7 protein-coding genes are annotated in these 11,265 nt (G+C 75.5%); 3 read left to right on the top strand and 4 right to left on the bottom strand.

Translation table 11 applies throughout. The features are described from left to right. Positions 1-184 precede the first annotated feature (184 nt). From ettA to ACWDVG_RS01415, 3 genes are read left to right on the top strand one after another with little or no spacing between them, the layout of a single operon-like run. Entirely contained in the window at positions 185-1,849 is a 1,665-nt protein-coding gene (gene ettA, locus ACWDVG_RS01425; protein ID WP_451695010.1) for an energy-dependent translational throttle protein EttA, read from the top strand. A 5-nt stretch (positions 1,850-1,854) separates the two neighbouring features. Next, positions 1,855-2,280, top strand: a complete 426-nt coding sequence (locus ACWDVG_RS01420; RefSeq protein ID WP_451695008.1) for an acyl-CoA thioesterase — start codon at positions 1,855-1,857, stop codon at positions 2,278-2,280. After that, entirely contained in the window at positions 2,277-2,981 is a 705-nt protein-coding gene (locus ACWDVG_RS01415) for a hypothetical protein (RefSeq protein ID WP_451695006.1), read from the top strand. Before ACWDVG_RS01420 ends, ACWDVG_RS01415 begins: the two co-directional genes overlap by 4 nt. A gap of 131 nt (positions 2,982-3,112) precedes the next feature. On the opposite strand, the gene ACWDVG_RS01410 is transcribed toward ACWDVG_RS01415, so the two are convergent. From ACWDVG_RS01410 to ACWDVG_RS01395, 4 genes are all read right to left on the bottom strand, one after another. Then, positions 3,113-4,108: an ABC transporter ATP-binding protein gene (locus tag ACWDVG_RS01410; protein WP_451695004.1), complete on the bottom strand. Its 996-nt coding sequence runs from the start codon at positions 4,106-4,108 to the stop codon at positions 3,113-3,115. Then, complete coding sequence (locus tag ACWDVG_RS01405) at positions 4,105-7,029, bottom strand: FtsX-like permease family protein (RefSeq protein WP_451695002.1); 2,925 nt, start codon at positions 7,027-7,029, stop codon at positions 4,105-4,107. The genes ACWDVG_RS01410 and ACWDVG_RS01405 overlap by 4 nt, the downstream gene beginning before the upstream one ends. Next, the gene (locus ACWDVG_RS01400) at positions 7,029-10,574 is read right to left on the bottom strand and encodes an FtsX-like permease family protein (protein ID WP_451695000.1); all 3,546 of its coding nucleotides are present in this window, start codon (positions 10,572-10,574) and stop codon (positions 7,029-7,031) included. Before ACWDVG_RS01400 ends, ACWDVG_RS01405 begins: the two co-directional genes overlap by 1 nt. A gap of 231 nt (positions 10,575-10,805) precedes the next feature. Then, the gene (locus ACWDVG_RS01395) at positions 10,806-11,210 is read right to left on the bottom strand and encodes a globin (RefSeq protein ID WP_451694998.1); all 405 of its coding nucleotides are present in this window, start codon (positions 11,208-11,210) and stop codon (positions 10,806-10,808) included. Positions 11,211-11,265: the final 55 nt, after the last annotated feature.

Below are 11,265 nucleotides of genomic sequence, written 5' to 3'. Positions count from 1 at the left end.
TCGCACGTCCCGCGCCCCTCGGCCCGGGACTCCGCGCCCACCCGGGCCGGGAGCCCGATCCCGCCCGACCCCGGACCCCGGCCGCGCCCGGCGGCGGGCCGCGGCCTCACCGGTTTCCGTCTGACTGCGGACGGCTGGCAAGATGGGTGTATCTGCCCACTCACTCTTTGCCGGACGGTTTCTCTTGGCTGAGTACATCTACACGATGCGCAAGACGCGCAAGGCGCACGGCGACAAGGTCATCCTCGATGACGTGACGCTGAGCTTCCTGCCCGGTGCGAAGATCGGTGTGGTTGGCCCGAACGGTGCCGGTAAGTCCACCGTCCTGAAGATCATGGCCGGCCTGGAGCAGCCCTCCAACGGCGACGCCTTCCTCTCGCCCGGCTACTCCGTCGGCATCCTCATGCAGGAGCCGAAGCTCGACGAGTCCAAGACCGTCCTGGAGAACGTCGAGGACGGCGTCGCGGAGATCAAGGGCAAGCTCAACCGGTTCAACGCCATCGCCGAGGAGATGGCCACGAACTACACGGACGAGCTCATGGAGGAGATGGGCAAGCTCCAGGACGACCTGGACCACGCCAACGCGTGGGACCTCGACGCCCAGCTGGAGCAGGCCATGGACGCGCTGGGCTGCCCGCCCGGCGACTGGAAGGTCAACAACCTCTCCGGTGGCGAGAAGCGCCGCGTGGCGCTCTGCAAGCTGCTCCTGGAGGCCCCCGACCTGCTGCTCCTCGACGAGCCCACCAACCACCTCGACGCCGAGTCGGTGAACTGGCTGGAGCAGCACCTCGCGCAGTACAAGGGCACCGTCGTGGCCATCACCCACGACCGGTACTTCCTCGACAACGTCGCCGAGTGGATCCTGGAGCTCGACCGCGGCCGCGCCCACCCGTACGAGGGCAACTACTCGACCTACCTCCAGAAGAAGGCCGAGCGCCTCAAGGTCGAGGGCAAGAAGGACGAGAAGCGCCAGAAGCGCCTCAAGGAAGAGCTCGAGTGGGTGCGGTCGAACGCCAAGGGGCGCCAGGCCAAGTCCAAGGCCCGCCTCGCCCGTTACGAGGAGATGGCCGCCGAGGCCGAGAAGATGCGGAAGCTGGACTTCGAGGAGATCCAGATCCCGCCGGGCCCGCGCCTGGGCTCCGTCGTCGTCGAGGTCAACAACCTCTCCAAGGCCTTCGGCGAGAAGGTCCTCATCGACGACCTCTCCTTCACCCTGCCCCGCAACGGCATCGTCGGCATCATCGGCCCCAACGGCGCGGGCAAGACCACGCTCTTCAAGATGATCCAGGGCCTGGAGACCCCCGACGCCGGCGAGATCAAGATCGGTGAGACGGTCAAGATCTCCTACGTCGACCAGGGCCGCGCCAACATCGACCCGAAGAAGACGCTGTGGGCCGTCGTCTCCGACGAGCTGGACTACATCAACGTCGGCCAGGTCGAGATGCCGTCCCGCGCCTACGTCTCCGCCTTCGGCTTCAAGGGCCCGGACCAGCAGAAGCCGGCCGGCGTGCTCTCCGGCGGTGAGCGCAACCGCCTCAACCTCGCGCTCACCCTCAAGCAGGGCGGCAACCTGCTGCTCCTCGACGAGCCCACCAACGACCTCGACGTCGAGACGCTCTCCTCGCTGGAGAACGCGCTCCTCGACTTCCCGGGCTGCGCCGTGGTCGTCTCCCACGACCGCTGGTTCCTCGACCGGGTCGCCACGCACATCCTGGCGTACGAGGGCGACTCCAAGTGGTTCTGGTTCGAGGGCAACTTCGAGTCGTACGAGAAGAACAAGGTCGAGCGGCTCGGCCCGGACGCCACCCGTCCGCACCGCGCCACCCACAAGAAGCTGACCCGAGGCTGAGGTCCGTGGCGAGGCACATCTACAGCTGTCCCCTCCGCTGGTCGGACATGGACGCCTTCGGGCACGTCAACAACGTCGTCTTCCTGCGGTACCTGGAAGAGGCGCGGATCGACTTCATGTTCCGGCTGGCGCCGGGGGACGGTTCCCCGTCCTTCTCCGGCGGGTCCGTCGTGGCCCGGCACGAGATCGACTACGTGCGGCCGCTGGTCCACCGGCACCAGCCGGTGACCATCGAGTCGTGGGTCACCAAGATAGGCGCGGCGTCGCTGACGATCGCGTACGAGATCAAGGACCCGGACGTCACCTACGTACGGGCCTCCACGGTCGTCGTGCCCTTCGACCTGGAGGCGCAGCGTCCCCGGCGGATCACCGCCGAGGAGCGCTCCTTCCTGGAGGAGTTCGTGGACGACGGGATGACCTCCGCCGCATGACCGTGCTCGCGCCCCTGCACTTCGCCGACCCCAGGGAGGCGGCGGCCCTCGCCGCCTTCCTGACCCGGCTGGTGCACTACGACCGGGCCGCCGCCGTCCGCCTGCAGGCGACGCCCTCCGCGCCGCAGGCCGCGCGGGCCGGCGGCGGGGCGCTGGCCGTCTTCGGGCGGCCGGCGTCCTTCGAGGTCCTCGCGATCCGCACCGCCCGGCTCGTCGACGCCGTGGAGCTCGACGTCACCGTCTCCGCGGGCGAGCTGCTCGACGGCATCGAGGAGGCGGCGGGCAAGGCCGTCGTTCCCGGCGCCGTCACCGGCCCGCCGTGGGCCGGTGTCCTGCCGCCGCGCGGCGGCTGGGAGCCCGTCCCGGGCCTCCCCGACGTCGCGGGAATGCGCGGCGTGGTCGCCGCCGCCGTCAGCGAGTTCCGCGGCCGCGACGAGGCCCTGCCGCAGGAGCGGCGCACCCGGGCCGAGCGCGACCGCATCGGCCGCGAGATCTGGTCCCGCACGCTCGCCGGAACCGGCCTGCCGCTGCGGGCCGTGCACGCCGCCCAGTCGCTGGGCTTCCTGCCCCCGCACGAGGTGCCGGTCGCGCTGTTCGCCTCCGGCCCCTGGCTGCGGCTGCGCACCCCGTACGGTTCGATAGCGCTCCGTACGGCCCCGCTCGGCCTCCCGGTCGCCCCGGCTCCGGGCCCCGCCGCCTGACCTCTCCGGCCCCCGGAGCCGTACGACCGGGCAGCCGTACGACCCCGGAGCCGTACGACCGCAAGGGCGCCCCCGGAGTCGTACGACCGCGGAGGCCCGGTCCCGCGTCCCTCCACCCCCCGGGCGTGGGGTCAGCGGCCGGTGTCGTCCGGCCAGACGCCGATGTGGTCCTGTTCCAGCTCCAGGGCCACCCGGTGCTCCATGCCGAGGGCCCGCGTGTACTCCGCCGGGAGCTGGAGGCGGCCGGCCCGGTCGAGCATCGCGTACTCCCGCGCCACCAGCGACTCCTGGCCCTCGTCGTCGACCTCCGTGCGGCGCAGCACCTCCGAGGAGGTCCGGCCGTCGCGGATGGCGACCGTGCGACGCACCTCCGAGGCGACCGCCAGGTCGTGCGTGACGATCACGATCGTCGTCCCCAGCTCCTCGTTGGCCCGGCGGAACGCGGCGAAGACCTGCTCGCCGGTGGCCGAGTCCAGCTCGCCGGTCGGTTCGTCGGCGAGCAGCACCGACGGGTTGTTGGCGAGCGCCACGGCGATCGCCACCCGCTGCTGCTGACCGCCGGAGAGCTGGTGCGGCCGCCGGTCCCGGATCTCCGCGATGCCCAGCATCGAGAGCAGCTCCTCCGCCCGCTCCGCCATCCGCCGCGCCCGGCCGCGCAACTGCATGGGCAGGGCCACGTTCTGAGCGGCCGTCAGATAGGGCAGGAGGTTGCGGGCGGTCTGCTGCCAGACGAAGCCGACGACCTCGCGGCGGTAACGCAGCCGCGCCTTGCCGTCCATGGCGAGCAGGTCGCAGCCCGCCACCCGGGCCGCCCCCGCGGTCGGCACGTCGAGCCCGGCCAGGATGTTCATCAGGGTCGACTTGCCGGAGCCCGACGCCCCGACCAGCGCCATCAACTCGCCCTCCTTCACCAGGAGGTCGAGCCCCTGGAGCGCCTGCACCTCCACCCCGTCCGTGGTGAAGATCCGGACGAGCCGGTCGCAGGCGATGAGCGCGTCATGGCCGTACGAGGGCCGGTCGCGGCGCGCGTGGGCCCGCCGCTCCAACTCCTCCAGGCTCGCGCCCGACGCCCCCGCGGCCCCCGACCCCGACCCTGACACCGTTTCCGTCGCCCCAGTCCCCGTCATCGTGCGTCTCCTACCCTGAGTTCCCTGACCGAGCCCTTCCGCCCCGCCCACCACGCCTGCACCCCCGCCGCCGCGGCCGTCAGCAGGACCACACCGAGCGCCGGCAGCGTCAGCGACCACGGGTCCGCCTTCAGCGGGGCGCTGTCCAGCGCCGCCAGCCCCGGCGTCGTCGCGAGCGCCAGCCGGAACAGGTCGATGCCCGGCGCGAGCAACGGCACCGTCGCCCAGCCGACGAGCGTGCCGCCGAGCGCCGCGAGCAGCGCCTGCGGCAGCGCCTCGAGGCCGAGCAGCCGCCGCCCCTGCCGACGGGTCAGCCCCATCGTCCGCAGCCGCGCGAGGAGCGTGTTCCGCTCCGGCGCGTTCTGCAGGAGGGAGAGCAGCACGGCCACGACGGCGTACGCGGCGCCCGCCCCGATGGCCGCCGCGTAGAGGGTCTCGGCGCCCGACTGGAGCGGCGAGTCCACGTAGGTGGCGCGCTGTTCGGCGCGCGTCGTGACCAGGAAGTCGTCGGACCTCGCCGCCACGGCCGCCCGCAGCGGCGCCCCGTCCGAGGGGCCGGTGACGAGCAGCGTGGTGGGCCGTGCGCGGACCAGGTCGGCGGCGTTGACGAGGAGGAAGTCCGCGCCGGGCAGCGCCGGGGTGGCCGCCACCACGGCCACCACCTTCACCCGGAACGTGCCGGCCGCCGACACGATCTCCTGCGACTCCCGGCCGAGCCGCTCCGCGACCGTCGGCGAGGCGACCGCGGGCAGCACGCGGCCGGTGTCCGCGACCGCGTCGGGGCCGCCCTTCCCCGTCGACGCGAGCAGCCCGGCCCGGAACGGACCGAAGCCGGTCCGGCCCGCGAGCCCGCTGTACGAGCCGGGCTCGACGCCCACGAGCGGGGCGCTCATCGGGGCCGCGGAGGTGCCCTGGTACGAGGGGAGTTCGACCCCGTACTCGATCTGGACCTCGGTCACGTCCCGTACCCCGGGCACGCCCCGGACCGCCTCCGTCAGCCCGTCCGGCAGCGGGGTCCACTCCACCGACCCGTCGATCCGGGCGTCGGCGCCGGTGGCCAGGAGCGCGGCCCGGTCGCGCGCGTCGGCGACGCCCGCGAGGACCGAGCCGCCGAAGGCCGCCGTGGTCAGGGCGAGCACCAGGGCCAGGAGCGGGAGGAGCGCCCCGGCCGACGGGGCGCGCCCGGCGCGGGCCAGCGCCAGCGGCCCGACGACCCCGCGCAGCCCCCGGGCCGGGCGGGCCGCCCACCGCAGCGGCAGCGGATGGACCCGTACGAGGACGAGCGCGGCGATCAGGCCGACGAGCACGGGCGCGGCGCTCACGAGATGGTCGCCGGAGTCGGCCGTACCGCGCAGCCGCAGCGAGACCACCGCACCGGCGGCCAGCACGAGCAGCGTGAGCTCGGCGACCGTGCGGCGGCGGGAGGGCCGGGCGGTGAGCAGGTCGTCGCGCCCGCCGTGCAGACGCGGCCGCCGGTGCCGGAGGACGGCCCGCACGGGCAGCACCAGCATCGCGAGCAGGGCGACGCCCGTGGCGGCGAGGACGGAGGGCGGGTCGGGGACGCCGCCGCCGGGCGGCCCCGGGACGGTCAGCCGCGCCAGGAGGACCGCGAGGGCGGCGGCCGGGACGGCGACGGCGGCGGTCTCGCCGAGCAGCCGCAGGGCGATGCCGGGGAGCGAGGCGCCGCGGGAACGCAGCAGCGCGAGTTCGGCGTCCCGGCGGGCGACGAAGAGGCCGCCCGTCATGGCGAGGACGGCCGCGGCGACCGTGCCGACGCCGAAGACGGCGACGGCGGTGACCGGCGCGATCGCCGCCCGCATCGAGGCGTAGCCGTCGACGATCGCGTCGAGGTCCGTGGTGAGGGCGCCCGTCTCGCCCATGACCTCGCGCAGCCGCAGCAGGTCGGGCCCGCCGGCCGCCGAGTCGAGGGCGGCGGCGAGCCGTTCCGCGTTCCGGCCGGTGAGGTGGCTCTCCAGGGGCATGAAGCGCCAGTACGCCTCCGGTTCGCCCGTGCTGCGGATCAGCACGGGCGCCGAGGCGGGGGAGAGGAGCAGCGAGGCCTGCCAGTAGGAGCGGACCTCGCCGCCGGCGGGCTTGGCGGCGAGGACCGGGGTGCGCAGCAGCGGCTCCACCGCCCAGTACGGGGTCTCGGGCCCGCGCGGCTCCACCACGCCGGTCACGGTCACGGCCTGGTCGCCGCCGTGGCCCGGGACGTGGACGACGGTGCCGGGCTTGATGCCGAGGGCCTTCGCCGTGGCGGCGGTGACCGCCGCCTCGGGGCGCGCGGCGGTGCCTGCGGGCAGGCGGCCCGCCCGCAGGGCCGCGTGCCCGGACAGCTCGGACGGCGAGGCGAGGACGAACTCGGGGGAGAGGCCGTCGGGGCGCGGCAGCCAGGGGTCGAGCCCCTCGACGCGCTTGACGGTCCGCAGGCCGTGGACGGTCCGCTCGGGATCGGTGCGGAGCGGTTCGGGGAAGAGCGCGCTCAGCTCGCCCTCGCGGCGGGCGAGGGTCCGGGGGCCGACCTCCTCCGGGCGGGTGTCCAGGGCGAGCGGCGCGGTGAGTTCGAGGACGCTGGTGCGCGGTGCTGCGGTGCGGATGTCGTGCCGCAGGCCGTCCGTCTCGTAGGCGTCGACGACCCGGGGCAGCGCGGCCGCCAGGTAGGCGCTGACCAGGACGAGGAGCGCGAGCGCGGCCGCGGTGCCGGGCGCGGCCCGCAGCCGGGTCCTGACCCACGGCGCCACGGCCCGGCCGGGCTTCTCGGACCGGGACGGAATCCGGGACCCGGGCACGTCGGGGGCCTCCTCGCGTTCGCGTTCGGAAGGGGTGGGCGTGCCCGGCCGCCGGCCCGGGCCCCGGTTCTCGGGCTGTTCCCGGCCCGGTCCCCGGTTCTCGGGCTGCTCGTGGCCGCGGTTCTCGGGCATCAGTGGTCCCCCTGGTGACGGAGGGTCGCGACGGGGTCCGTGCGCCGCAGCGCGATCGTGGCGACGACCGCCAGGGGCAGGGCGGCGACTCCGGCGAGGAGCAGCGCCACCGTGTCGAGCGGCAGTTGGACCAGGACCGGAGGCACGGGCCGGGTCGCCTGGCCGGTCAGGACCACGAGGGGGACGACCGCCCGGGCCAGGACCGTGCCGAGGCCGACGCCGACGAGCAGGCCGATGCCGATGAGCACGCCCTGCTCGGCGGCGATCAGCCGGGCCAGACGGCGGCGGGGCGCGCCGAGCGCCCGGAGGACCGCGAACTCGGCGGACCGTTCCCGCAGGGCGCCGGCCGAGCCGACCGCGAAGCCGACGGCGGCGAGCGCCGCGGCGGCCGCGGCCACCGCCGTGAGCGCGGCGTTGGGTCCCGCCCCGAGCGGGTCGCCGAGGAGTTCGGCGGCGATCTCGTCGCGTACGACGACCCGGTCGGGGGCCATGTCGGCGCGGGCCCGGAGCGTCGTCGCGACCTCGGCGGCCCGGCCCGGCTCGGGCGTGAGCCACCACTCGGTCGGGTGCACCGAGGCGATCGGGTCGGCCGCCAGGTGCTGGTTGACGGCCGCCAGGTCGAGGAGGATCGCCCCGCCGTCCTCCGGGGTGACGGCCGAGGTGAACGTGGCGGCGCGGGCGGCGGTGCCCGTGGTGGGCAGCTCCTGGACGACGCGCCGGACGGCGACGTCGATCCGGCGGCCGCCGAGCGGGACCTCGAAGCGTTCGCCGACGGCGGCGCCGGTCGCCTTCATGAACGCGTCGGTGGCGACGGCGGGCACCACCTGCCCGGGCGCCGTCGGTACCGGTGCGGTCAGCCGCACCCCGTACTCCTCCAGCCCGAAGCGCGGGTCGCCGGGGGGCCGGGCCGTCACCGAGTACGTGACGGAGTACGGCGCGGGCCGCGCTGCGGTGCCGGGTCCGGGGGACCGGCCGGAGACGCGGACGGGCTTCTGCCGGTCACCGTCGAGGGTCTGGTCGGAGGAGGCGGTCCAGCCGGCGAGGACGGCGCCGGGGGAGTGGGCGCGCTCCGTCCCGTCCGCTCCGACGACCGCGATGCGGTCGACGCGGAAGGTCTGGGTGCGGTCCCGGCCGTCGTCGATCCGGCCGTCGACGTCGAGCCCGGTGAGCGTGAAGGACGGCCCGGGGCCGGTGGCACCCTCGGCCGCGCCGCCCGAGCCGGCCTGCCCGGGGCCGGTGGCACCCTCGGCCGCGCCGCCCGAGCCGGCCTGCCCGGCTCCCTGCCCGGAGTCCTGCGAAGTCTGCCGGGCCTTCTCCCCGGCTCCCCGTCCGGAGTCCTGCGGGGCATGCCCCACCTGCCCGGCGCCTCGCGAGTGACCCGCCTCGCCCGCCGCGGCTCCCGAGCCGAGGGCGGCGAGGTCGTAGACCAGCCGGTGCGTCCGTCCGTCCGTCGGCACCCGGCCGACGACCTGCCGGTACGGGATGCCGTAGCCGTCCTCCAGGGCGATCGAGACCTCCGTGTCCGGGGTGCCCGCGGGCGCCGTCGACCGCAGGTCGAGCAGGAGGGAGCGGCTGCCGGCGGGCAGGGCGACGCCCTTCCGCGGCCCGCCCCGGGGGGCAAGCGGGGCGAGCACGGACGGGGCCGGAGCACCCGCCAGGTCGGGGCGGAGGAGCAGCCCGCCCGCGGCGCCGCGGGTGTCGACGGCCAGGACGGTGGCGTTCCGGCCGGCCACGTCCATCGAGGCGCGGTGCACCGGGGCCACCGCGCGGACCCCCGGCACGGCGGCGAGCCCGGCGGTCTGCGCCGCGTCGCCGGGACCCGCGCCCAGGACCCGTACGGCCGTACCGGCCCGGAAGTCGGCCTGGTCCCGCTGGGACCGCTGCCAGGAGTCGCTCTGGCCGATCGCCAGCATGCCCGTCGCCACCGCGAGGACGAGCAGCAGCACCGGTCCGGCGCCGCGCAGCGGGCGGCGGCTGAACTGCCAGCCGGCGAGCGCGGCGGAGAGCCCCCGCCCGGCGGAGGCGCGCCGCTCGGCCAGCTTGGCGGCGGGCGGCAGCAGACGGAGCGTCAGGACGGTCCCGGCGAGCAGCGCGAGCGCGGGCGCGGCGACGAGGACGGGGTCCACGGAACCGGAGCCGAAGCGCGCGGCGCCGGCGTCACCGCCCGACGCGGGCTGCCGCTGCAGCTGCCAGTAGGCGACGACGGCCACCGCCAGGAGGCCGAGGTCGGCACCGGCCCGCACGGGCCCGGGCAGCGAAGCCGAGCGACCCGCGCGCAGCGGCACCGCCGAACCGTCCCCGGCGGCGAGGGCGGGGGCCACCACGGCCGCCGCGCAGCAGAGCGACACCGCGGCGGCGACCAGCCACACCTGGAGGGAGGGCGTGGAGTCGAGCCGTACGCCGAGGGAGCCGAGCGCGGACCGTTCGGCGAAGAGCCGGGTCAGCGGGCCGGTGAGCAGCGGGGCGGCGACGGCCGCGGGCAGCGCGAGCAGCAGCGCCTCGACGGTCGCGAGCCCCGCGATCCGGCGCCGTGAGCCGCCGCGGGCGCGCAGCAGCGCGTTCTCGCCCGCCCGTTCGGTGCTGAGGAGCCGGGCGACGAGCAGCAGCGCGTACCCGGCGAGCAGCACCAGCTGTACGGCGACGACGGCGAGCGTGGAGCGGGAGACGCCGAGGGCGCGCTCGGTCTGGTCCAGGACGAGGGGGAGCGCCGTGGACGCGCTGATCGTCGTGCCGAACCGGGCGGTGTCGGCGGACAGTGCCCGCGGGCCCGCCGTGGCCGCGGCGCGCAGCGCGTCCATCCGGTCCGTGGTGAGGGCGGAGAAGTCGGCCGAGCCGAGCCAGGAGGTGTCGCCGCGGGACAGCGCCCCGGAGGCGAGGACGGCGGGGTCGGCGTGGAGCGGCCCGTACGTGGTGAAGGCGACGGTCCGGACGCCGCGGCCGCCCGCCGGGTCCAGCTGCCAGTAGAGGTCGGCGGTGTCGACGGGCCGGTAGACGCCGGTGATCCGGGTCCGCACCGTCGTGTCGGTGATCCGGTCGGTGAGGTCGAGGACGGCCCCCGGCGCGATCCGCAGCCGTTTCGCCGCCTCCTCGGGGAGCGCCGACTCGACCACCCCGCCGGGCCGCGCGGCCGTGGGCCAGGCGCCCCGCACGAGGGCGAGGCGCGAGCGGTCGAGGGCCGCGAAGTGCGTCAGGTCGGGGTCGCCGGCGCGGGCGGCCGGGGGCTGGAGCTTCCGGGGCAGCGCGTACGGGCCCGTCCGCTCCAGCTTCCGCACCGTCACGGGCAGTCCGTCGAAGGTCCCGCTCATCCCGGAGCGGACGGCCTCCTCGGCACTGGCCCGCTTCTCGGCGGGCACCTGCCCGCGCACCAGCAGCGCGGCGGCGGGCGCGGAGCGGCCCCGCAGTCCGGCCTGGAGCGCGGCGTCTCCGATGGACCCCGAGAAGGCGGCAAGGGTGGCGAGCACCGCGGTGGTCAGCAGGATCGCGAGCAGGGCCGCGGCGAGCAGCAGCCGGTGAGCCCTGACGCGCAGAAGTACGAACCCCGTCACCCATCCCCCTGGACCCGAACGTCCTCGGATGTTTTCAGAGTGAACGGGTTACTGGAAACCGCTTACGGACCGACCTTGATGGGATCGTGACCGTTATTCGGCGTCCGATCTCCGGAATGTGGCCGTCCGGCGGAGTCCGTCCTCGGAGTTGGCCGATGGAGTCCGCCGATGGAGTTCGTCGATGGAGTCCGACCACGGAGGAACGGAACGGGGGGCGCTCGCCCGCGCCCGTCAGCCGGCCGTGTTCACCATCGAGGCCGCCGCGTACGTCAGGTAGTGCCACAGCTCCCGCTCGTGCTCCGGGGCGAGCGCCAGCTCGTCGACGGCGTCGCGCATGTGGCGCAGCCAGGCGTCGTGGGCCGCCCGGTCCACGGTGAACGGGGCGTGCCGCATCCGCAGGCGGGGGTGGCCGCGGTGGTCGCTGTAGGTGCGGGGGCCGCCCCAGTACTGGATCAGGAAGAGGGCGAGCCGCTCCTCGGCCGGGCCGAGGTCCTCCTCCGGGTACATCGGGCGGAGCAGCGGGTCCTCCGCGACGCCCTGGTAGAAGCGGTGGACCAGTCGGCGGAACGTCTCCTCGCCGCCGACCTGCTCGTAGAAGGTCTGCTCCTGCACGGTCTCCCCGGGAATCTCGTTCACCGTTCCATCGTCTCAGACGCCCCGGCCGAGGACGGAGGAACCAGGACCTCCGACC

Source organism: Streptomyces sp. NPDC003327 (genome assembly GCF_053589515.1).
Note: the sequence above shows the minus strand (reverse complement) of the source record. Positions and strands in the feature narration are given on the sequence as shown.

What these genes read in the sequence shown, in the direction of transcription:
- ACWDVG_RS01415 (WP_451695006.1), top strand. Translation starts at nt 2,277, where the DNA reads ATGACCGTGCTCGCGCCCCTGCACTTCGCCGACCCCAGGGAGGCGGCG.
- ACWDVG_RS01410 (WP_451695004.1), bottom strand. Translation starts at nt 4,108, where the DNA reads ATGACGGGGACTGGGGCGACGGAAACGGTGTCAGGGTCGGGGTCGGGG.
- ACWDVG_RS01405 (WP_451695002.1), bottom strand. Translation starts at nt 7,029, where the DNA reads ATGCCCGAGAACCGCGGCCACGAGCAGCCCGAGAACCGGGGACCGGGC.